The organism is Marinobacter sp., assembly GCF_048259445.1.
Taxonomy (GTDB): Bacteria; Pseudomonadota; Gammaproteobacteria; order Pseudomonadales; family Oleiphilaceae; genus Marinobacter.
Genome location: NZ_JBLXHQ010000023.1, coordinates 1 through 22342 on the forward strand (window position 1 = coordinate 1; position 22342 = coordinate 22342).

The 22342-nt window shown below is 54.4% G+C and carries 18 protein-coding genes and 1 tRNA gene; 8 read left to right on the forward strand and 11 right to left on the reverse strand.

From position 1 onward, the window contains the following. Nucleotides 1-1182 (reverse strand): pyridoxal phosphate-dependent aminotransferase (locus tag ACN0RL_RS15220; protein WP_417518285.1); only part of this gene is annotated, 1182 nt, incomplete at its 3' end. 213 nt (nt 1183-1395) lie between these two features. Here ACN0RL_RS15220 and uvrB point away from each other — a divergent pair. Further along, nucleotides 1396-3456 (forward strand): excinuclease ABC subunit UvrB, encoded by a 2061-nt coding sequence (gene uvrB, locus ACN0RL_RS15225; protein ID WP_417518287.1) that lies wholly within the window; start codon nt 1396-1398, stop codon nt 3454-3456. A gap of 7 nt (nt 3457-3463) precedes the next feature. Here the strand turns inward: uvrB and ACN0RL_RS15230 are convergent, their stop codons facing one another. Next, complete coding sequence (locus ACN0RL_RS15230; RefSeq protein ID WP_417518289.1) at nt 3464-4588, reverse strand: GNAT family N-acetyltransferase/peptidase C39 family protein; 1125 nt, start codon at nt 4586-4588, stop codon at nt 3464-3466. 202 nt (nt 4589-4790) lie between these two features. On the opposite strand from ACN0RL_RS15230, the gene ACN0RL_RS15235 reads away from it, so the two are divergent. Next, the gene (locus ACN0RL_RS15235; protein WP_417518291.1) at nt 4791-6290 is read left to right on the forward strand and encodes a RimK family protein; all 1500 of its coding nucleotides are present in this window, start codon (nt 4791-4793) and stop codon (nt 6288-6290) included. Nucleotides 6291-6324: 34 nt separating this feature from the next. On the opposite strand, the gene ACN0RL_RS15240 is transcribed toward ACN0RL_RS15235, so the two are convergent. Then, a complete protein-coding gene (locus ACN0RL_RS15240) occupies nt 6325-7494 on the reverse strand; it encodes a cation diffusion facilitator family transporter (protein ID WP_417518293.1) in 1170 nt (389 codons plus the stop codon). Nucleotides 7495-7920: 426 nt separating this feature from the next. Here ACN0RL_RS15240 and ACN0RL_RS15245 point away from each other — a divergent pair, with 426 nt between their 5' ends. Beyond that, the gene (locus ACN0RL_RS15245) at nt 7921-8940 is read left to right on the forward strand and encodes a quinone-dependent dihydroorotate dehydrogenase (protein WP_417518295.1); all 1020 of its coding nucleotides are present in this window, start codon (nt 7921-7923) and stop codon (nt 8938-8940) included. 127 nt (nt 8941-9067) lie between these two features. Here ACN0RL_RS15245 and rmf read toward each other — a convergent pair whose 3' ends face one another. Continuing rightward, complete coding sequence (gene rmf / locus ACN0RL_RS15250) at nt 9068-9280, reverse strand: ribosome modulation factor (RefSeq protein ID WP_417518297.1); 213 nt, start codon at nt 9278-9280, stop codon at nt 9068-9070. Nucleotides 9281-9598: 318 nt separating this feature from the next. On the opposite strand from rmf, the gene rlmKL reads away from it, so the two are divergent. Next, the gene (gene rlmKL / locus ACN0RL_RS15255) at nt 9599-11773 is read left to right on the forward strand and encodes a bifunctional 23S rRNA (guanine(2069)-N(7))-methyltransferase RlmK/23S rRNA (guanine(2445)-N(2))-methyltransferase RlmL (RefSeq protein WP_417518299.1); all 2175 of its coding nucleotides are present in this window, start codon (nt 9599-9601) and stop codon (nt 11771-11773) included. Nucleotides 11774-11803: 30 nt separating this feature from the next. Here the strand turns inward: rlmKL and ACN0RL_RS15260 are convergent, their stop codons facing one another. Together ACN0RL_RS15260 and ACN0RL_RS15265 are read right to left on the reverse strand one after the other, a co-directional pair. Beyond that, nucleotides 11804-12412: an outer membrane beta-barrel protein gene (locus ACN0RL_RS15260; RefSeq protein ID WP_417518301.1), complete on the reverse strand. Its 609-nt coding sequence runs from the start codon at nt 12410-12412 to the stop codon at nt 11804-11806. Nucleotides 12413-12519: 107 nt separating this feature from the next. After that, nucleotides 12520-13005 (reverse strand): hypothetical protein, encoded by a 486-nt coding sequence (locus tag ACN0RL_RS15265; protein WP_417518303.1) that lies wholly within the window; start codon nt 13003-13005, stop codon nt 12520-12522. A 137-nt stretch (nt 13006-13142) separates the two neighbouring features. On the opposite strand from ACN0RL_RS15265, the gene ACN0RL_RS15270 reads away from it, so the two are divergent. Beyond that, complete coding sequence (locus tag ACN0RL_RS15270; protein WP_417518305.1) at nt 13143-14432, forward strand: M18 family aminopeptidase; 1290 nt, start codon at nt 13143-13145, stop codon at nt 14430-14432. Nucleotides 14433-14437: 5 nt separating this feature from the next. Here ACN0RL_RS15270 and ACN0RL_RS15275 read toward each other — a convergent pair. Beyond that, nucleotides 14438-14513, reverse strand: a tRNA-Asn gene (locus tag ACN0RL_RS15275). A 190-nt stretch (nt 14514-14703) separates the two neighbouring features. Between ACN0RL_RS15275 and ACN0RL_RS15280 the strand changes: the two genes are divergently transcribed. Continuing rightward, a complete protein-coding gene (locus ACN0RL_RS15280) occupies nt 14704-15552 on the forward strand; it encodes a YheT family hydrolase (RefSeq protein WP_417518307.1) in 849 nt (282 codons plus the stop codon). 7 nt (nt 15553-15559) lie between these two features. On the opposite strand, the gene ACN0RL_RS15285 is transcribed toward ACN0RL_RS15280, so the two are convergent. Further along, on the reverse strand, nt 15560-16189 hold the full coding sequence (locus tag ACN0RL_RS15285) for an arylesterase (RefSeq protein WP_417518308.1): 630 nt from the start codon (nt 16187-16189) through the stop codon (nt 15560-15562). Between the two features lie 57 nt (nt 16190-16246). Here ACN0RL_RS15285 and ACN0RL_RS15290 point away from each other — a divergent pair, with 57 nt between their 5' ends. After that, the gene (locus ACN0RL_RS15290; RefSeq protein WP_417518396.1) at nt 16247-16966 is read left to right on the forward strand and encodes an ABC transporter ATP-binding protein; all 720 of its coding nucleotides are present in this window, start codon (nt 16247-16249) and stop codon (nt 16964-16966) included. Further along, the gene (locus ACN0RL_RS15295) at nt 16966-19452 is read left to right on the forward strand and encodes an ABC transporter permease (protein ID WP_417518310.1); all 2487 of its coding nucleotides are present in this window, start codon (nt 16966-16968) and stop codon (nt 19450-19452) included. Before ACN0RL_RS15290 ends, ACN0RL_RS15295 begins: the two co-directional genes overlap by 1 nt. A gap of 31 nt (nt 19453-19483) precedes the next feature. On the opposite strand, the gene ACN0RL_RS15300 is transcribed toward ACN0RL_RS15295, so the two are convergent. From ACN0RL_RS15300 to ACN0RL_RS15310, 3 genes are all read right to left on the reverse strand, one after another. Further along, the gene (locus ACN0RL_RS15300) at nt 19484-20266 is read right to left on the reverse strand and encodes a substrate-binding periplasmic protein (RefSeq protein WP_417518312.1); all 783 of its coding nucleotides are present in this window, start codon (nt 20264-20266) and stop codon (nt 19484-19486) included. Between the two features lie 182 nt (nt 20267-20448). Next, the gene (locus ACN0RL_RS15305) at nt 20449-21636 is read right to left on the reverse strand and encodes an iron-containing alcohol dehydrogenase (protein WP_417518314.1); all 1188 of its coding nucleotides are present in this window, start codon (nt 21634-21636) and stop codon (nt 20449-20451) included. Then, complete coding sequence (locus tag ACN0RL_RS15310) at nt 21636-22181, reverse strand: hypothetical protein (RefSeq protein ID WP_417518316.1); 546 nt, start codon at nt 22179-22181, stop codon at nt 21636-21638. Before ACN0RL_RS15310 ends, ACN0RL_RS15305 begins: the two co-directional genes overlap by 1 nt. Nucleotides 22182-22342 lie beyond the last annotated feature (161 nt).

Consider the following 22342-nt stretch of genomic DNA (forward strand, 5'->3'; position numbering starts at 1 on the left):
GCTCAGAGCCTTCTTCAAACGCTCAATTGCCTTTTCCAGATTATCCATACTGGTCGCAAAACTCAGACGCATGTGGCCGGGGCTGCCGAACGCAGAACCCGGAACCAGAGCAACGCCGGCGTCGCTAAGAAGCTTTTCTGCAAACTCAACATCATTGCTGACGCTGGAATCGGCATCAATCGCGCCCTGGAAACTGGGGAATGCATAAAAGGTACCGTCGCCTTTGAGGCATTCAACACCCGGCAGCTTGTTCAGGGCGTCTACCAGCCAGTCGTGGCGCTGTTTGAAGGCCTTGACCATTTCACCCACACACGCCTGATCACCATCCAGTGCAGCAGTAGCGGCTGCCTGGGATATGGAGCAAGGGTTAGAGGTGCTTTGAGACTGAATCTTCTTCATGGACCCAATGATCCTGGCTGGGCCAGCCGCGTAGCCGATACGCCAGCCAGTCATTGAATACGCCTTGGATACGCCGTTAAGCACAAACGTACGGTCATAGAGCTCAGGCGTAGCGTTCAGGATGTTGCAGAACGGCTTGCCGGTCCAGAGAATAGGCTCGTACATGTCGTCAGTAGCGATCATGATGTTCGGGTGCTTCTTCAGCACTTCGCCAATCGCCTGCAGCTCTTCCAGGGTGTAAGCCATGCCGCTGGGGTTGGACGGGCTGTTGATCACGAACAGACGGGTACGCTCGGTAATCGCGTTTTCCAGCTGCTCCGGAGTGATCTTGAAGCGTGTTTCTGCGCCAGTTTCGATGATAACCGGCTTGCCTTCAGCAACCAGAACCATATCCGGATAGGATACCCAGTAGGGCGCCGGGATAATGGCTTCGTCACCAGCATTGAGGGTGGCCAGCGCCAGGTTGAAAAAGCTCTGTTTGCCCCCACTTGATACCAGTATCTGGTTAGCTTCGTATTCCAGGCCGTTGTCCCGTTTGAACTTCGCAATAATCGCTTTTTTCAGGGCCGGCGTACCATCAACAGCGGTGTATTTCGTTTGGCCATTTTTAATGGCCTCGATGGCGGCCTGTTTGATGTGATCCGGGGTGTCGAAGTCGGGCTCGCCTGCACCAAGGCCGATTATATCCTGGCCTGCTGCGCGAAGTTCGGCAGCCTTGTTGGTTACCGCGAGGGTGGGAGATGGCTTGATTGCCTGTACTCGGCTGGAAAGTTGAAGGTCCAAACTTGCGCTCCTTAAAGCTGCGTCTGATAGGTCTGTGACCGGCGGGGTGTCTGAATCATTGCCATGTATCGGCTGATTTTCGCCCAGCCGTCGATCGCGTTGATGTTACCATGAAGCCGGCGCAACAATAAATTTCTCTCTGAGGTCAGGTCTTGCGAATGCGGGATCTGGCATGGATACCAATGTTGAGTGAGCGGAGGTTGTGTGCCAATTATGGCCAGTAACGAATCCAGCAGTTCGGTTAAGGAAGGCGTATTCAAGGTTGATTCACCATTCGAGCCCGCCGGTGATCAGCCCAAAGCCATTGCAGGGCTGGTAGATGGTATTCACTCCGGTCTGGCACATCAGACTTTGCTGGGTGTTACCGGCTCGGGCAAGACGTTTACCGTTGCCAAAGTGATTGAAGCCGTGCAGCGACCAACCATTGTGATGGCCCACAACAAAACCCTGGCTGCGCAGTTATATGGCGAATTCCGCGAGTTTTTCCCGGACAACTCCGTTGAGTACTTCGTGTCTTACTATGATTACTACCAGCCTGAGGCCTATGTGCCTTCGTCTGATACTTTCATTGAGAAAGACGCCTCTATTAACGAACATATCGAACAGATGCGGCTGTCTGCCACCAAAGCCCTGCTTGAGCGCCCGGACGCAATTATTGTGGCGACAGTGTCCGCCATATACGGCCTGGGTGATCCAAAGTCCTACCTGAAAATGATGTTGCACCTGGATCGGGGTGACAAGATTGACCAGAGGCACATTTTGCGCAGGCTGGCTGAACTCCAGTACACCCGCAACGACATTGAGTTTCACCGGGCCAACTACCGTGTGCGCGGTGATGTGATTGATGTGTTCCCTGCGGAATCGGAAAAAGAAGCGGTCCGCATTGAGCTGTTTGATGATGAAGTCGAGAACCTCAGCTACTTTGATCCGCTAACCGGCGAAGTACTGCGCCGCGTTCCCAGAATCACGATTTATCCCAAATCCCACTATGTAACGCCGCGCCAGAAGGTTCTGGATGCGGTTGAAGAGATAAAGAAAGAGCTCGATGAGCGCTTGCCACAGCTACGCGATAACAGCCGGCTGGTGGAAGCCCAGAGGCTGGAAGAGCGCACCCGCTATGATATGGAGATGATGAACGAGCTGGGCTACTGCAACGGCATCGAGAATTACTCCCGCTACCTTTCTGGCCGACAGCCGGGCGAGGCACCGCCAACACTGTTTGATTACCTGCCACCGAATGCGCTGCTGATTGTGGATGAGTCCCACGTAACCATTCCGCAGATCGGCGCAATGTATAAAGGCGACCGCTCCAGAAAGGAAACCCTTGTGCAGTATGGCTTCCGGCTTCCTTCAGCATTGGATAACCGCCCCATGCGGTTTGATGAGTGGGAGCGAATTGCGCCACAGATGATCTTTGTGTCAGCAACGCCCGGCAATTACGAAGCCGATCATGCGGGTCAGTTGGTTGAGCAGGTCGTGCGTCCAACCGGCCTGTTGGATCCGGTCATTGAAGTGCGCCCTGCGTCTACACAGATCGACGATCTGCTGTCTGAAATCCACGCCCGGGTGAAGGTCAATGAAAGGGTTCTGGTAACCACGCTCACCAAGCGCATGGCCGAAGATCTCACGGACTTCCTGATGGAACACGATATCCGTGTGCGCTACCTGCATTCGGATATTGATACGGTTGAGCGGGTAGAGATCATCCGTGATCTGCGCCGGGGTGAATTTGATGTGCTTGTAGGCATTAACTTGTTGCGGGAAGGCCTGGATATGCCAGAGGTATCACTGGTCGCCATTCTGGATGCCGACAAAGAAGGCTTCCTGCGTTCCGAGCGTTCGCTGATTCAGACCATTGGCCGTGCGGCGCGGAATCTTAACGGCAAGGCCATCCTTTACGGCGACAGAATAACCGGCTCAATGCAGCGCGCCATAGATATAACCGAAAGTCGTCGGGCAAAGCAGGCCGAACACAATGAAACCCACGGTATTACACCGCAGGGGCTCAACAAGAAAATTGCGGATGTCATGGAAGGCGCAGGCGGCGGAGGCCGAGGCCGCAACAAAGCCACTCGGCCTGGAGAGAAAGCGGCTGAAGAAGCTGAACAGTATCGCGCCAGGGTTGGCCAGCGAACGCCCGGCGAGTTGCTTAAAGAAGTGTCGCGCCTTGAAGACGAGATGTATAAGGCCGCATCAGATCTGGACTTCGAGGCTGCCGCCCGCCTGCGGGATGAAATCTCAGGGCTTAAAGAAGCAGCGCTGCGAACAGGCTGAACACGTATCAGCGCTTCGGGCCGACAACCACTGCGGCCTGAAGCGGTTGGTTGCGGCCGTACCGTGAAATCTGGCTGAACACCCGTTTGTCCAACGGGAGGTATTGTTTGTCTGCCACGGTTTCTCCGTCATCCACGTCAATTTCCGGATCGTGGAGGTACACAAACCGGTCGTCGATAGCGCACACGGTTACCCAGTGTGGTACCCGGCTCCGGTTCAGCTGCCAGGTGCTGATAAGAATCACCGGAATCCGGCCTTCAAGCAGTGCCTGCTCCATCGCATCGAGTGTGAGCGGGTCGTGGTGTAACTCAATGCCCGTCTTGCCTATATCGTGCAAGAACCCTTCATGAACCAGTTCAAGAACCCGTTTTTTGTCGTCGTTTCGGACCGTTTCCCGGAACAATGGACCTTCGGCACTGATCCAGGCACTGGATTCAAAGCCCCGGTTCCAGGCCGACAATGCAAGACCGTGGGGGCCGCAGCCCCCGTGACCTGCCAGCATGAAAATCGTTGTTGCTTCACGCCAGATTCGGAGTTCTTCCAGAGTGGTCAGCGATTGCTGCTCGTCCAGGGCCGCCATAGCCATTATCAGAGCCGCAGGGCCGCAGGAGAAGTCGGTTGTCTGGGGATAGTAAGGTACAGGGATGAAATCCCGTGTTGGTTCGTAAAACAGAATACGTCGTTCAAAGCGAAGTGCCGTGCCGTGATCTTCGTAATAATCCCGGTAAGTACCAAACTGGCGATAGCCCAGGCGTTTATAGAGTGCGATGGCGCCGCTGTTGTCTTCCCGGACTTCGAGGCGCATCAGTATGCGGCCTGCATCTGCCGCTTCACGTTCCGCCATTTTTACGAGCTTTTCACCGACACCACGCCCTCGCGCGGTCGGCAGCACGGCAATAGAGTAAATGCGCGCCATGCGGGTGGCAGCGCTCATCAGAACCAGGCAGTAGCCCAGCAGCTCGTTCTCACCCGCACTTTTGGTTTCGGCGACAATCAACCTGTCCCGGGGCATGTCCAGAAACCGGCGGAAGCTGCGGCGGGATAGCCGGTCTTCCGTAAAACAGCGATGTTCAAGTTGCAGAAGTGCATTCAGATCATCGCTGGTGGCTTGCCGGAGGTGCAGATCGGACATGAATAAGTTGGCCTTGAGAATATCGGCTGGGGCATGCTGGTGGGCTTCCCGTATGCAGCTATTATGTTAGAGAGTTGAGTGCAGGAATATAAGCTGTTTATGCGTAAAAGCACGCATTAACCGGCGATTGTTCGAACCCCCGCAGCGGCGTATTGTTGCGGCCAGTTCTATTGGCAATTATCTCCGGGGAGGAGTGCCTTTAATGTCCCGTTTGCTTATCGTTGTAGACCGCACCAAAGACTGGGCTCCGTACTACCCCAGCGAAGATGTTCTGAGTTTTGATCAGTACCTTCAGTTTTCCGCACCGGCCAACAGTCGTGTTCGTGTTATCAACCTGTGCCAGAGTGCAAAATACCTGAGCCGTGGTTACTACTGTTCGCTGCTGGCCGAAGCCCGGGGCCATCACGTAGTGCCATCGATAATGACGCTGAACGATCTGAGCCGCAAGGGGCTGTTTTCTCTTGAGCTGGAAGAGCTGGACGCCAGTGTGATCAATTGGCTGGAGGCGGAAGGTTCTGTCATCGATCCGGCCAGTGACGAGCGCAATGCCACCCATGAAGTACGGATTCGCACCTATTTTGGGCAAACCGAACACCCGGACCTCAAACCGGTGGCGCGGGCTCTGTTTGATCGCTTCCCATGCCCGATTCTTGAGGTCGTCTTCCGGCGTCGCAAGTCCTGGCAGATTGAATCCATGAAGCCGGCCGCGCCTGCAGATCTGAATGAGCAGGAGCAGGATGCTTTCGCCTCGGCGCTGGATCGCTTCAGCAGCATGGTCTGGCGTAAGCCAAGAACCCGCCGGCGCTACAGGTACGACCTTGCGATTCTGGTAAACCCGGATGAGGAAATGCCGCCCAGTGATGCGGTGGCGTTGAAACGCTTCGAAAAAGCCGGTCGCAAACTCGGTATCAATGTGGAGCAGATCACGCGTCGGGACTACATGCGCCTGCCGGAGTACGATGGCCTGTTCATTCGTGAAACCACGGCCATTGACCACCATACCTACCGTTTTGCCCGCAAGGCGGCGGCGGAGGGCATGGTTGTGATTGACGATCCGGTGTCGATCCTCAAGTGCACCAACAAGGTTTTCCTGGCGGATCTTCTGAAAAACAACAAGATTCCGACACCCAAAACACTGATTCTTTCCAAAGACCAGAAAGACGCAGTGGAGCAGGTGGTTCAGGAGTTGGGCTTTCCTGTTGTTATCAAAATACCGGACGGTGCCTTTTCCCGGGGTGTGAACAAGGCGGAAGATGAAAAGTCCTTGAGGGCCGGGCTAAAAGACCTGTTCCGCCAGTCGGCGCTGGTGCTTGCGCAGGAGTACCTTTACACCGATTACGACTGGCGTATTGGCGTGCTGGGTGGCCGGGCAATCTATGCCTGCAAATACATGATGGTTAAAGGTCACTGGCAGATTTACCAGCATGGCGAGTCGGCGAGCGAGAGTGGCGGGTTTGAAACCATGCCTACCTATGAAGTGCCAAGAAATGTCATTCAGGCGGCGCTGAACGCCACACGGCTGATCGGTAACGGGCTTTACGGTGTGGATATCAAACAGTCCGGAAACCGGGTTGCTGTTATCGAAGTCAACGATAATCCAAGTATTGATGCCGGTGTTGAAGACCTTTTTCTTGGTGGCGAACTCTACACATTGATCATGCAGGAATTTCTGTCGAGGATGGAGGAGAACCGCCGGCGTTGATGGCCGACGGTGCTCTATCAGTTGGCTTACGGTGTTAGTCGGCCTGCGGGCCGGCTACCCATATTCTCACACTGCCAAACCAGGAATAACCTTCCAGAGAATGCCGGACATTTTCCGGAGTAAATATTGTCTCGGGGTCCTCCTCGTCCAGGAAAATCTCCAGATGCAGTTTGTTTCTGAGGTAGTGAAGCCTTAAACGGCTTCGCTGGGGTATTTCTCCCAGATGCTCCGCAATGATTCTCCCCACTTCCGCCCGAGAGGGTAGCTGTTCGGTTGTCGGGAACTGGTCTTCGTCGTTTTCGGCATCAATGTGAAAGTTTATGTCGCGGATATTCTCCAATGCATTGCGCATGCCTGTCACTACTTGCATACCAATCTGGTGCCCTTCCGATACGCTGATTTCCGGCCGTACAACCAGATGAATATCGAGAAGAATGTCGTGTCCCATGCGGCGGCTGCGCAACTCATGAACGTTCAGCACGCCGTCAGTATTGCGGGCTATGGTTTTCAGCATTTCGGTATCATCCGGGGAGAGCCCGGTGTCCACCAACTCCTGAACGCTCTCCCAGGTGAACTTCCAGCCAATGTGAATAATAATGACGGCAATGGCGACGGCTGCGAGTACGTCCAGCCACACCAGGCCGAGCATAGCGCCCGCCGTTGAAACCAGAACCACTACGGAAGAAAACGCGTCAGTGCGACTGTGCCAGGCGTTGGCGATAATAAGGTCCGAGCGGATGGCCTGACCGATATGCCGGGTGTAGCGGAAGATCCACTCCTTGCCTACGACAGACACTCCGGCAGCGACCAGTACCGGCCATTCCGGAACGGTATCAACGCCACCTTCAATCAGTCTGAGCGTATTCTCCCAGGCAAGAGCGGCACCGACAGCAATCAGAATACTACCAAGCACCAGGGTGCCGACGGTTTCAATGCGTTGATGACCGTAAGGATGGTTCTCGTCTGGCTCCTGGCGTGAAAGCTTCATCACCCCGAGAACAACAATGTCGGATGCCACGTCGGTAAAAGAGTGAATCCCGTCGACGAGAAGAGCCTGAGAGTGAAAAAGAGTGCCCGCTGCGACTTTAATGATTCCGAGAAAAGCATCGAGAATCATTCCGATAACAGTAACCCGCGAGGCCGCTTTCATTTCCTTCGCGAGATTTTCACGATGGCGTAGGGCCGGTGAGTCGGATTGCTGCATTGTAAAACTCCGGATCAAATTGCGAGAATCAGTATAGCCTTATTACTCGCGGTGTTGTGAGCTATTGGTAAAGCTCTGTCAAGGCGATTTTTGACCTTCTACCGCTAAATTTATGCACATCATAGCAATGTTCCGGATGAATGACAGTTTGTTCAAAAATCCTTTTATTTAAAGCTTGATCACTATAACTTATTGAAAATAAAAACAAATTAAACTGATCAAAAAATGATCAATCTGTAGATTGGCGCAGATCACAAGGGATTGGCAAGGTTGCCCCGCAATTTTCAACAGGGTTATCCACAGATTCCGTGGACAAGCACCCGAGAGCTTAAAGATACAGTTGTTTAGCTCGGTTTTGCGCGTGGCCGGGCCGCTGTGGAAAACTTCCGGTATACTCGCGCACAGGTTTTTCAGGAGAGTTTTCAGATGTACGGCGTTATTCGCAATCTGCTTTTCCGGCTGTCACCCGAGCAGGCCCATTCCGTTGCGCTAAACGGTTTGGATCTGGCGCATCGATTGGGCGTGTTAGGCGCGTTTTCACCGAAAACCACTGCGCTGCCCGTTAATGTTATGGGGCTGGATTTCCCCAACCCGGTGGGGCTTGCGGCAGGGCTGGACAAAAACGCAGATCATCTGGACGCTCTGGGCGCGCTCGGTTTCGGTTTTATAGAGGTTGGAACAGTTACGCCGCTTGCCCAGCCTGGTAACCCGAAACCCCGTATGTTCCGATTGCCCGAACATCAGGCAATTATTAACCGGATGGGTTTCAATAATGAGGGCCTGACACACATGCTGGAGCGTGTGGACAAACGCAGTTACCGCGGAATTCTGGGTATCAATGTGGGCAAGAACAAGGACACACCTAATGAAGAGGCCGAGTTGGACTATCGAAAGGGTATTTCAGCGGTATACACCCGTGCTGATTACATCACGGTGAATGTGTCATCGCCCAACACTCCCGGTTTGCGGGATCTTCAGTTTGGTGATTCCCTTAAGGGCCTGCTTCATGCCATCAAGGATGAACAGCTGAAGTGCCAGAATCAGTTTGGGCGATATGTACCCGTTGCCGTAAAAATTGCGCCGGACATGGACGATCAAGGTATCCGGTTCGTCGCTTCAGCCCTGAAGGAGGCCGGACTCGACGGTGTAATTGCCACGAACACCACCATAAGTCGTGACGCGGTTGCCGGCCACGTTCATGCTGAGGAGGCGGGGGGACTGAGTGGTGCTCCGGTTCGGGAGGCCTCGCTGAGAGTTATTCGGGGGCTATACGCGGAGCTTGGTGACGATCTGCCCATTATTGGTGTGGGCGGCATTACAGATGGTGAAAGTGCGGCTGAGAAGATCCGTGCGGGCGCGAAGCTGGTTCAGTTATATACAGGCTTTATTTACCGTGGGCCGGAGCTGATCAGTGAAACCGTTGAGGCGATCCGGAAGCTCGGATAATTTTTCAAGCGCTCTCAAGCAGCGGAAGGCCAAACGAAGAAGGGCCCGCTGAGCGGGCCCTTACGGGGCGTTATCCCCAACTGGAGTGTTAAAAGATCAGATTAAGATATCGAGATTTCGGCAGAAATCACGCAGTGGTGACGTTTGCCAGTTTGTGAATACCGGACACGCCGGTCATGCCATCCCATTGATCTGTGCGGCCTTCTCGCCACCCATTCAGCCATTCCTGGCGAACCTCTGCCTGTTCGAGAGGGCAGCTGTCTTTGGATTTGCCGGACACGCCAGCGAGGTATCCCCGCTTGAATGCACGAGCGTACATGTCTCTTTTCTGTCTTTTCATGCCGTTCCTCACTAATGGATTAACAGAACAAGCGTGTACACTTCTACAATGGCTACGGAGTGTGGAATCCACTCAGGGACAACCCACTATTGTCAGCTCCAGCCAGAGCAGTCAGGATCCTGTTAACGGGAGGGCTTAACCTCCCCGAACGACGCGTCACCTACAAGGTAAGCTTAACCTTAAGTAGAAGTACACTATCGTTTTGATCTTAATAAATGCGTTTATAGATCGATACGAGATAAAAAGAATTGCCCAAAACCTATGACCGCTGCTATTACCGGTACTTACCGGGAATTGCCAAAGAACCTGGAGTTGAACTTGTCCAAATCTGTCTTTTTTGTAACCTGCCCAAAGGGTGTTGAATACCTTCTGGCGGACGAGCTCAGCACGTTTGGTCTTGGGCTGGTGAGAAACGCACCCGCTGGTGCCTGGGTAGAGGGTCCGCTGGAGGCTGGCTACCGTGCCTGTCTTTGGTCGCGCCTGGCAAACCGGGTAATCCTCCATATTGATGAGGTAGCGGCTACCAGTGCCGATGAGCTCTATGATGGCGTAGTTCACCTGGACTGGCAGCAGCATATCTCGGTAGATAGCAGTTTTCGCGTCAATTTCATTGGCGAGAATGAGGCGATCCGTAACACCCAGTTTGGTGCCCAGCGCGTGAAAGACGGCATTGTGGATCGCTTCACAATGAGCGGCGGAAAGCGCCCTGCGGTAGAAGCCAAGATGCCGGATGTAACCGTATCGGCAAGGCTGCATCGTGGCCGGCTTGCTCTGGGTATTGATATCAGTGGCCACAGTTTGCATCAGCGCGGCTACCGCACAGAGCAGGGGTTGGCGCCTTTGAAAGAGAACCTCGCGGCGGCTTTGTTGATGCGTGCAGGTTGGCCTGAAATTGCAGCCGCAGGCGGTGATTTTGTTGATCCTATGTGTGGTTCCGGCACCTTGGTTATAGAAGCCGCTATGATGGCGCTGGATATCGCTCCGGGTCGTCGCCAGGAGCGATTTGGCTTTGAGAAATGGCTGGGGCACCAGCCTGAAGCCTGGCTGGTCTTGCGCCAGGAAGCGGAAAGACGCGCTTATGACGGCAAGCAAGGGAAACTACCCGGATTTTACGGCTTTGATCAGGACAGCAGGGTTATTTCCACCGCACGCAATAACGCTCAGAGAGCCGGCCTTGAGGGTCTGGTTGAGCTCCAGGCCCAACCAATCGAAGAGCTTTCATTGGGAGACGACCGTGCGGAAACCGGTCTGGTTTTAGTGAATCCTCCCTATGGCGAACGCCTGAGCGACAGGGCCGCCCTTGCAAGCCTGTATGAATCACTTGGCGATGCCGTAAAAAAGGCAGCATCAGGCTGGCAACTTGGTGTGTTTACCGGTGCTCCGGAGTTCGGTAAGTCCATTGGCCTACGCAGCTTTAAACAGTACAAACTGTTTAACGGCAAGCTGCCGGCGCAACTTCTGCTGTTCACCATAGACGAAGCCAGTGTGCGCAAGCCCCGGGAACCTGCTGCGCCGGGTGAAGTATCGCCCCGGATTGCGAATGAGGAGCGCGCAGCCATGCTGCGCAACCGGCTGAAGAAAAATATGAAATCTATCGGCCAGTGGGCGCGCAAACAGCAAATAGGTTGTTACCGTCTATACGATGCGGATATGCCTGAATACGCGATTGCGATTGATATCTACGAGGGTTGGGTGCATGTGCAGGAATATGCAGCACCCAAGTCGATTGATGAGCGCTCCGCGCGGGAGCGCCTGGCTGAAGCTCTGGCCGTCATTCCGGAAGCCCTGGGCATCGAACCGGGCCGGATGATCTGCAAGCACCGGCAGCGCCAGGCAGGCACCAGTCAGTATGAAAAGCAGGATGCCAGCGGAGAGTTTTTTAATGTAAGTGAGCATGGTTGCATCCTGAAGGTAAATCTCAAAGATTATCTGGATACCGGGCTGTTCCTTGATCATCGCCCTGTGCGCCACTGGATTCAGAAGAACGCGCAGGGTAAACGTTTCCTGAACCTGTTCTGTTATACGGGTGCAGCAACTGTTCATGCGGTTGTCGGCGGCGCCAGCCGTTCGTTGAGTCTGGATCTGTCGAACACTTATGTGGGTTGGGCCCAGGACAACCTGGCGCTGAACAAGGCCGATCCCCGCAAACATAAAGTAGAGCAGACAGATTGTCTGGCGTGGCTCGCGGCCAGGCCAACCCCGGATCAGCTTTATGATTTGATCTTCATGGATCCGCCGACCTTCTCGAACTCGGCCCGCATGACGGGAGTGCTGGATGTGCAGAAAGATCATGCAAAGCTGATCCGGCAGGCAATGACGAGGCTAAGTTCCGATGGTTTGTTGATTTTTTCCAACAACTTCCGGCGCTTCAAGCTTGATGAAGAGCTGGCCTCGGAGTTTGAGGTGGAGGAAGTCAGTGCCAGCACTCTCGATAAGGATTTTCAGCGGAACGCCCGGATTCACCGGTGTTGGCACATCCGGAAAAACGCATAGCAATACTGCTCCAACCACTCCCGGGGCATCTCAGAACTCGTACTTGAGCCCGGCGGAAAACTGAAAGGTATTGGCATCTGTGCTGGTATCTTTGAACAGTTTTCCGCCCTCAAGTACCAGATAGGTGTCGCTCACAACTTCGACATCCAGCCCGAACACCCAGCTTATGCTGAAACTGCTGTCCGGGAAATCGCCTTCCAGATCCCTGAACTGGGCGTTCTGGTCTTCGTCGGTATTTTCGAGTTCGGCCGTGCCGTGAATGAAAGAAAACCCCGCCTGGCCGTATACGTTGGCATAGTCTGTAACAGGGTAGTGCAGGCCAATATACCAGCTGGCGAAGTAGTCGACAGAGAGGGTGAGGTCGCTGCCTGGTACCTCGGCATCTCGGAGGCCGCCTCCTGCGCGCAACTCCGCATGGAACATATCATTGATGTGACTGCCCGCAACCAGCGTTCCACCGCTTCCGGTGGCCTGCTCGTTTGAAGCAGAGCCTATCGTACGGAAGTTGAACGCTGTTGCCAGAAGGCCTATGTAATGCTTGTCTGCACGGGGCGTTTCCTGAGCCAGGGCAGCCTGGGCGGAAAGCAGACAAACAGGCACCAGTGTGAGTATTAGGTGCGATCGCAAGACCTTGTTCATTGTTATCGGGTTTCCTGACGTGAGCGGTTACGGGCTGAGTCTGCCTTGTGTAACCGATTGTTACGTCGACCCGTGTCACACTTCCCCGTGTCGGTTAAGCCGAGCGATCAATCGTCGGCAAACAGACCGGCTTCCTGAGCCATCAATAACAAAGCATAAACGCCGTTTTCGGGCAGCTGCGGTTCGAGGCCTTCTTCAAACAGCAAGTGGCGGCGGCGATCTTCCAGTACTTCACTGCTCATGCCAGTGATCAGCTCGGCAATGGGTGCGATTTCAAACGGCGCGTCTTGTTCCAGGGCGCTGAAAATCATATCCATCAGAATTTCGTCCGGATCCAGGCCGTCAACGTATATTGTCTGGTCGGGGAGATCCTGGTGTAGCTCCTGAATCAGCTCCAGCAAAGGCACGCCCTGTTCCTCGAGGTAGGGAATATCCAGGTCGCCAAAATCGCCATCGTCCGGCAGCCACTCTTCTGCGGGCGCAATGACCACCGTTTTCATCTGGCCGTCTTCCAGTGACCAGGCGATGGCGGTCGGGAAAAGGGCGTCGTCGGTCTGGCAATATTCGATGTCGAGAAATTTTGGTGCGGGCATGTCAGTCTCCGTGTTGTAGGTGGCAGATATAAGCCGCAGAATTCGTGGTGCAGACGAGTAAGTTCTGTTGCTTCGGTATGAGGCGGTAAGGCTTCATGACATACTATGGCAATAATTATCATTCTATCAGGGACACCATGGAACACGCTGAATTCAACAAAGATTTGCTGAAGTTTCTGAATGCATCACCCACGCCCTGGCACGCCGTGGCAACCATGAAGAAACGGCTGGATACAGCCGGCTTTGAAGAGCTGGATGAGAAAGACGACTGGTCTCTTGGCCAGAATCGCAGTTATTACGTTGTGCGCAACGGGTCCTCCATCGTCGCTTTCCGCACCGGTACCCGAGAAGCCTCGACGTCGGGGTTGCGTATGGTGGGCGCACACACAGACAGCCCATGCCTCAAGGTAAAGCCCAATCCGGAATTGCGCCGCAAAAGTTTTTTTCAGTTGGGAGTAGAAGTATACGGTGGCGTTCTGATGAACCCCTGGTTCGACCGGGATCTTTCGCTGGCAGGGAGAGTTACGTTTCTCGACGACCATAACAAGGTCACTGACACGTTGGTCGATTTCCAGAAGCCTGTCGCCTTTATTCCCAGCCTGGCAATCCACCTGGACAGAGAGGCCAACAGCAGCCGCACGGTGAATGCCCAGACAGACCTGCCGCCGGTTCTGATGCAGGTTCCGGAAGACGATGCGACCAGTTTCAACGATCTTCTCAGTCAGCAAATTGTCAGCGAATCCGGTATCAGAGTACGTAAGGTTCTTGGCTATGAGCTGGGTTTTTACGATGCTCAGGAAGCCGGGTTCGTGGGCCTGCGTGATGAATTTATTGCATCCGCACGGCTGGATAACCTGTTGAGTTGTTACATCGGGCTGCAGGCGCTTCTGAACACCTCTGGCGATGAGGCTGCATTGTTGGTGTGTAACGATCATGAGGAAGTAGGCAGCGTGTCTTCCGAAGGTGCCCAGGGGCCGTTCCTTACTGCGGTTCTTGATCGCTGGTGTGGCGCTGGCAAGGCAAAAGCCATTGCCCGTTCCATGATGATCTCAGCAGACAACGCTCACGGCGTGCACCCTAACTACATGGACAAGCACGATGAAAATCATGGTCCTATTCTGAACAAGGGACCGGTTATCAAGGTTAACCATAATCAGCGCTACGCCACCAACAGCCGCTCGGCCGCTGTTTACAGGCATATCAGTGACGAACTGGGCTTACCGCATCAGACCTTCGTGGTGCGCAGTGATATGGGGTGTGGCAGTACAATCGGACCATTGACGGCGGCAAATCTGGGCGTAACAACGCTGGATATTGGCGTACCACAGTTTGGTATGCATTCCATACGTGAGCTGATCGGAACAGAGGATGGGTTTACGATGTTCCTCGCGCTGACAGAGTTCATGCAGCGTAAGCAGGTTGTTTGACTAAGTGGCTCCCCGAGCTGGGCTCGAACCAGCGACAAACGGATTAACAGTCCGTTGCTCTACCAACTGAGCTATCGGGGAACAGCATCAAGTCGGGCGGCATATTAAGCGCTTTGAATTAGCCGGTCAACCCCCTGATATAAAAGGTCAAAATTTGTACTGCAGTATGGCTCATCAATATCGTCCTCCTCCCTGGTTGCGCAGCGGTCATGTTCAGTCTGTGTGGCCGGCGTTGTTTCGCAAGGTTCGAGTGGAGAATCCGGAACCGGAAGTGCTTTCAACTCCCGACGAGGATGAGTTACATCTGGACTGGCATCGCCAGGGTAGCAACCGTCTGGCCATTGTCTCCCACGGGCTGGAAGGGCATAGCCGGCGGCCCTATGTATTGGGGCTGACGCGGGCCTTGTTGGCAGAAGGCTGGGATGTTCTGGCCTGGAATTTCCGCTCCTGTGGCGGCGTTATGAACCTGCAGCCAAGGTTTTATCATAGCGGGGCCACAGAAGACCTGCGTCAGGTTGTGGATCATGGCCTGGCCCGGGGTTACGGGACCGTGTTTTTGTCTGGATTCAGCATGGGGGGGAACCTGACGCTGCTCTATCTGGGTGAACAGGGCGAGCAGATTGACAGCCGGATCTGTGGCGCGGTTACCTATTCAGTACCCTGCGATCTGGCGGGCAGCGCGGATATGCTGGCACTGCCCAGCCGGAAGATTTATATGCAGAGGTTTTTGCGAGATCTGCGGATAAAAATGGGCGAAAAGGCGCAAAAATTCCCTGATCTTATTGATGTTTCCAATTTTGATGCGATTCATAGCTTTCATGAATTCGATGATCGTTACACAGCGCCGCTGCACGGATTCAAATCAGCCCCCGATTACTGGGCTCAATGTTCTGCCTTGGGCCGACTTAAAGATATCCGGGTTCCGGCTCTGATGGTGAACGCAGCGGACGATCCGTTTCTGTCACAAAAATGCTTTCCGGAATCCCGGGCAGAGCTCGGTGCCCATGTGCGTCTGGACGTGCCAAAATGGGGTGGTCATGTCGGGTTTGTAGAACACGGCAATGACGGGTATTACTGGTCTGAACGCAGGGCTCTCGCGTTCCTTCAGGGTGTGGTTTGACTCCACTCTACTCAAGGAACGGTTCGAGCACTGGCCACACATTCTCAAGCAGCCTGGGTTGAGCTTCTGCCGTGGGGTGAATGCCGTCGCTCTGCATCAGATTCGCTTTGTCGTAGATTCCGTCCAGAAAGAAGGGAACCAGAGCGGTGTCATAGCTGTCTGACAGCGCTGGAAAGATGTCGGCAAACATCTGAGTGTAGCGCTGGCCATAGTTAGGGGGTATCTGCATACCAACCAGGATGGCGCGGGCACCTGAGTTCTGAACGTTTTCAACCATCGATGCAAGATTGGATTTGATCACGCCGGGGGGGAAGCCGCGGAGACCGTCATTACCACCCAACTCGATAATGACCACGGAGGGGTTATTCTTCTCAAGCAAATCGGGCAGCCGGCGGGCACCGCCGTCTGTGGTTTCGCCGCTAATGCTGGCATTTATCACATTCCAGTTGCTCAGGCCGTTACCTTGCAATCGTTCACGCAGAAGTTGAACCCAGGCTGTCTCCGACGGCACGCCGTAGGCGGCACTGAGGCTGTCACCCACAACCAGAAGCGTTTGCTGGCCCGCCATCAAAGGCATGGCAAAGAATGCCACCAGAAGGAATGTAATTGATCTGACGTACAGCAACACCGTATGCATAAAAATTCGTATACCCTGATAAATGAACGTGTTTTTACCGGGAGCCCCGTGAGCAAGATGCAGACTATAAACCCTGATAGCCAGCGCACAATGCTGCAAGTTGAAAACCTGACCCATCGCGTAAGCCTGGAGACAGATACGCTCACGATCTTGAAGGGGGTCAGCCTTGAAATCAATCGGGGAGAATCCGTAGCCATCGTTGGCCGCTCCGGTTCCGGGAAAACCACATTGCTGGGTTTGCTCGCCGGCCTCGATACACCAACTGAGGGAACCGTTGAACTTGACGGATCGATCATCAGCGGTCTGAGTGAAGATGAACGGGCCAAATTACGTGCCCACCGGGTAGGGTTCGTATTCCAGTCGTTCCAGCTGCTTCCGGCATTGACCGCTCTGGAAAACGTCATGTTGCCGCTGGAGCTTGCCGGTATGGATGCGCCGGAAAAACGCGCCCGTGAGCTCCTCGAGCGGGTGGGACTGGGTGAACGGCTTACCCACACGCCCAGGCAGCTTTCCGGCGGAGAGCAGCAGCGGGTTGCTATTGCGAGGGCATTTGCTTCCGACCCTGTGATTCTGTTTGCCGATGAGCCCACCGGCAATCTTGATAACCGCACCGGCCAGGAAATATCGGATTTGCTGATGGCGTTAAACCAGGAGCAGGGCACCACCTTGGTGATGGTTACCCACGATGAACAGCTGGCCGCTCGTTGTGCCAGGCAGTTTCATATTGAGGCCGGCGAGCTGACCGAGCCGGTTGAAGAAATGGAGCTTGCTGACTGATGGCTGCTGCAAAAAAGCTGATGTCAGTACGCCGCGACTGGCGTGAGCGTGATGTGCGAGTGGTGCTTGCGGCACTTATTATTGCCGTGGCTACGGTTGCCACCATTGCCCTGTTCGCCAGTCAGTTACAACGCACTCTGGTTTCTTCTGCAAGCTCCTTCCTGGCCGCAGATCGACAACTGGAAGCAGAAAACGGGCGCCCGGTGCCCGAGCAGTGGATTACAGAAGCTGTGGAACGCGGGCTTGAAACCGGTCGCATGGTGGAGTTCTCTACCATGGTGTTCGGCAGCGATGCTTTCCAGCTTGTTTCGATCAAGGCCGTCAGCAATGAGTATCCATTGCGCGGTGAACTGGAAATTCAGGGTGCATCCGAGGGTTCCCGGTTACAGGTACAAAGCGGGCCGGTACCGGGAGAAGTCTGGATTAATCCCAGGTTGCTTCGGCTACTGGATATTCAGATCGGTGACACTCTTGAAGTAGGAAGCCGGAATCTGACGGTGTCGGGTTTGTTGCTGCGGGAGCCAGACGGCGGCTTCAGCCTGTCTGCACTCGCGCCACGGGTGATGATGCACGTGGATGACGTGGCTTCTACCGGTGTCATTCAGGAAGGCAGCCGGGTGGAATACATTTACCTGTTTGCGGGCAATGAAGCGGCGCTTGACGGCTACTATCAATGGCTTCAGCCGCAGCTGGAGCCCAGCCACGAGTGGGAAGGCGTTCGTGATGGTGAAACTTTTTCACGGTCTCTCGACCGTGCTGAAAGCTTCCTGCTTCTGGGTGGTAGCCTGGCTGTCCTGCTGGCTGCTGTAGCGGTCGCTGTTGCGAGCCGGCAGTACGCGCTATCCCAGCGCGATACTGTGGCGCTTCTTAAAACTCTGGGCCTGGGCAGTTCCGGGATTGGTCGGCTCTATCTGAAGCGGCTCGCGCTCTGGGGGGTAACCGGCATGATCGGTGGCCTTCTGGTCGCTGTGCCTCTGTTCTGGCTGCTTACCCAGCTTCTCGGTCAGGCGTTGGACAGGCCTGTCGAGTTCCAGCTGGATTCGTCCGCGCTCGCTCCAGCACTGCTGACAGCGGTGGTTTCACTGTTTGCTTTTGCTTATCCGCCCATTCGACGCCTTCGAAACGTGCCGGCAATGCGCGTGTTGCGCAGCCAGCCGGGCGAGACAGGTCGGGAAGCTCTGCCGGATATGCTGATCGCCATAGTGGCAGTGTTCGGTCTGGTGTGGATGTACGCCGGTGAGCTTTCACTGGTGGTTTCCCTGCTTGGCGGTCTTGCGTTGCTGCTGGGTGCTCTGGGTTTGTTGGGCGGAATTCTTGTCGCAACCCTCCGGAAAGTTCGCGGTGGTGGGCAGTCCTGGCGCCTGGCTTTGGTCGGGCTGTATCGCCATCGCCGCGCCAGCCTCTCGCAAATTGCGGTGTTTGCCATGACGCTCATGCTCGCAACAACGCTGATCCTCGTGCGCACCTCCTTGCTGGACGACTGGCAGGCCCAGCTCCCGGACGACGCACCCAACCATTTCCTGATCAACATTGCCCCGGATGCGGTGGATGAAGTTGCCGGCTACTGGGAAGAGCGCGGCCAGCCACTGGATCAGCTTTACCCCATGGTGCGTGGCCGATTGACAGAATTGAACGGTCAGCCGGTAAAAGAAGTGGTGAGTAAAGACCAGCGGGTGGGGGCTCTAAACCGGGAACTGAACCTCACCTGGATGCCCTCGCTTCCGGATGACAACTCTATTGTGGAGGGCAGCTGGTTTGAGGATGGTCAAACCGACGGTGTGTCCGTGGAGTCAGAACTGGCAGGTAAGCTCGGGCTTGTGCTGGGTGATGAGCTTACGTTCACAATAGGTTCTGACAAGGTCACCGAAACAGTCACGAGTATCCGCACGGTTCAGTGGGACAGCATGAAACCCAACTTCTACATGGCTTTTCCACCGGAAGGCGGCCTGACCGATATGCCCGCCACCTGGATAACCAGCTTCCACCTGCCCAGAGATCGAAAAAGCGAGCTGAATGAATTCTCCCGGCGATTCCCGACTGTGTCGTTATTGGAAATCGACAACGTTATTGAGCGTATACAAGAGATTGTCCGGCAGGTTACCCAGGCTATAGAAGCGATTCTTGTGCTGATATTGGCGGCGGCGTTGGTTGTGATGGCGGCGGTTGTCAGCGCCACGCTTCAGGATCGTCAGAGGGAAGGGGCACTCTTGCGCACGCTTGGCGGTCGCCAGAGGTTGTTGGTAAGAAGCACCATGCTGGAGTTTGCTTTGCTAGGTGGTTTTGCCGGGATTCTCGGAGTAGCAGCGGCGGAGGCTGCAGTTTGGGCCTTACAGTTCCGGATGTTTGAGGGTGCTTTCAGCTGGCATTGGCAGGTCGTATTGCCTATTCCGGTGATCAGTGCTTTGGTTCTGGCGCTGTTCGGACGTTGGCAGTTGAGGCCTGTGTTGAGTGTCTCGCCAATGCTCCTGCTAAGACGGCTCGAGTAAAGCAGGAATTGCGGTAAGCGGCTATGGCTGCTTACCGATAGTTCGCGAGGATGGCGTCAAGTTCTCCATTCTTGCGAATACGCGCAAGCTGAGCATTGAACTCATCTGCAAAAGACTGGTTCTCCTTGCGGAGCATCACACGGTAGCCGTAGGAGCTCATGCTTCCGGAAGATACGGTAAAGTGCTCCTGCAACCCTTCGTTTCTCAGAATCCATTTGCCTACGAGAACATCGACCACAGCGGCGTCAAAGCGATCGCCATGAAGTAAAAAGTTGAACATGTCCCTTTCCCGGGGAACGTCAAAGCGCTTTATTGCGCCGGATTCAAAATGTGGCTCGAGTTCGGGATACAGATATCCCAGATGGGTTACGACTGTTTTGGAAAAAAGGTCTTCCGGTGAATGGTACGTCTCGCCATTGTGCTTTGGCGTGAAGAAAACTTCCTGAATATCAACTACCGGATCTGTAAACAGAAAACTCTCAGGCTCGTGTGTCCATTCTATGGCTCGGGATGTGCCATCTATGTAGCCATCCAGCAACATCTGATCAACACGTTTGCGGGGAATTTTTTTTGCGACAATTGTGTACCCCATGCGCTCGGAAATCAGCGTAACCACGTCCCACATAATCCCTGAGGGCGCTTCCTGATCCACAATCATGTAGGGTGGGTAGCCATCCGGCGAAATGTTGAAGTGGAAAATTTTCCGGCCGCTTTCGCTGGCTGCGCTGGAGCTCAGGAAAAAGAATAAGAGAAAAAAGGTAAAGGCAGAACGTCTTGAGAAGGCTTTAAGCCCTTGGTGTTTTGAATGCTTCATCAAGAGGGACTCTCTGCGGGCAATGTTGTCCGTGAAAGAACTGACCCGGCTATATCCCTGCCAGAAAGAGGGTTAATGTTACCCGATTGCCTGACAATTTCAATGATAGGAGCGAAACGTGTGGTTTTTTCAAGTACAAGGCCTGGCATGCTGCCGGGCCTTGTTTTCAGCATTCAGAAATGTCAGGCCCAGGCACGTTGTAGTACGGCGCGGGCATCCTTCAGCGTCACTTCTTTCGGATTGAACATTATGGAACCATCGTCCAGCGCCATTTCGGCGATATGATCCAGTTGATCCTCGTTCACCTTGCCTGTCTCTTTCAATGTCCGGGGCAGCTGGCAGCGCTTGTACAGCGCATCTCTCAACTTGCGCAGTGCTGAAATACTGGCTTCTGCGCGGCGGCTGGCTGGCGTGGCGGCGTATACCTCCGGCCCTTCCAGATATAGCAAAAGCTCGCCCAGCGGCTGGCGGATGGTCTCGAGGTTGTACTCGAGCACATAAGGTAGATACAGGCTCATGCACAGGCCATGGGGCAGATGGCAAATGGCGCCCGTAGCATGGCCAAGGGAATGCACCAGCCCGACCATGGAATTGGAAAACGCAATGCCCGCCATGGTGGACGCCTGCGCCAGTTCCAGCCTGCCGTCGCTATCTTTCGGATTGTCCATAACCTGCAGCAGCGACTGGCTTACTTTCTTGATAGCTGCTGTAGCGTAGGCATCACTCAGCGGATTTTTTGCCATGCAGGTGAAGGACTCAACCGCGTGAGTCATGGCATCCATGGCTGTTGCCGCTGTAATGTGAGGCGGTAACGTCAACGTCATACGCGGGTCGATAATCGCCGCGTTGGGCAGCAGGAATGACGAAGTGAAGGGTAATTTCACACCCTTTTTCTCGTCTGTAATCACTGCAATAGACGTGACTTCCGAACCGGTTCCTGCTGTGGTGGGCACCACAAAAAACGGCTTGAGCGGATGCTTGATCACGCCGGCACCTGAGTATTTCGCGATGTCTGTACCGCCTTCAGAAACCAGAATATTAACCGCTTTACCTGTGTCAATAGCGGAGCCACCACCAATCGCAATGATGGAGTCGCATTTTTCCTTTCGGTAAACGGCAGCGATATCACGAACCACGGTGGTTGAGGAATCCGGTGGCACATCATCATAAATGCAGACAATGTCCAGGCCGCTTTCTTCGCAGGCTGCGATTACCGGGTCCAGCAGGCCGGCGGCACGGACGCCCTTGTCGGTCACAATCATCGGGCGCTTGGCGCCCAGCCCGCTCAGCTCGTAGGGGATATGTTCAAGGGCGGCTTTGCCGGCAATAACCTTTACCGGGCAGAAGAACTCATAGTAAGTGTTGGTCATTATGCTCTCGCTGACTGGACAAAGTGAGTGGCAACCTTCAGGTAAATCTGGGCGGCGCTGATCAGTTTTTCCGGCAGGTGAAGGTTTACCGGGTATTCTTTCACAGCGCGCTTGGCAATGATCTTTGGAAGAATGAACGATTCAAGCCGGTTGAGGACGCGGGTCATCCGCACCGCATAGCTTACATCGCCATCTACCAGCATACGGTCATTGGCAAATGCGACGGAGGTTTTTTCCTGGAACGACAGCACCAGAAAAGCGTGAGTAAGGTGTTTGAACTGAATAGAAACGTCCACCGGCCGGGGAGCGGAGTCCCCATGGTAATGGAAACGGCCCTCGCCGATATGTTCCACAATCAGTTTTGAGCCACTGGGCATCACCATCATCTCAAACAGAAACCCTTTCGGAAGCGCTTTCGCTTCTGCCTGCACCTCGCTATCAACTTCACTGACCGCCTGAAGAGCCCGCCCCATAACCTGGAACATCAACTCGACATACAGGCGCTTTGCCTGAGAAGCCATAGGCTGGATACGTTTTGCTAACATGCCCTTCACCTGAATCTGGTTATTGATAACTGATTTTTAGAGTTATTGCTCTAGAAGTCAATGTTCATAATGACGATAAACCTGCTCTTTACAGACAAGCGATTGGCCAAGAAATAAAAAAAGCCGAAAATCAACAAGTTTCGGCCTTTCAGGATTCACCT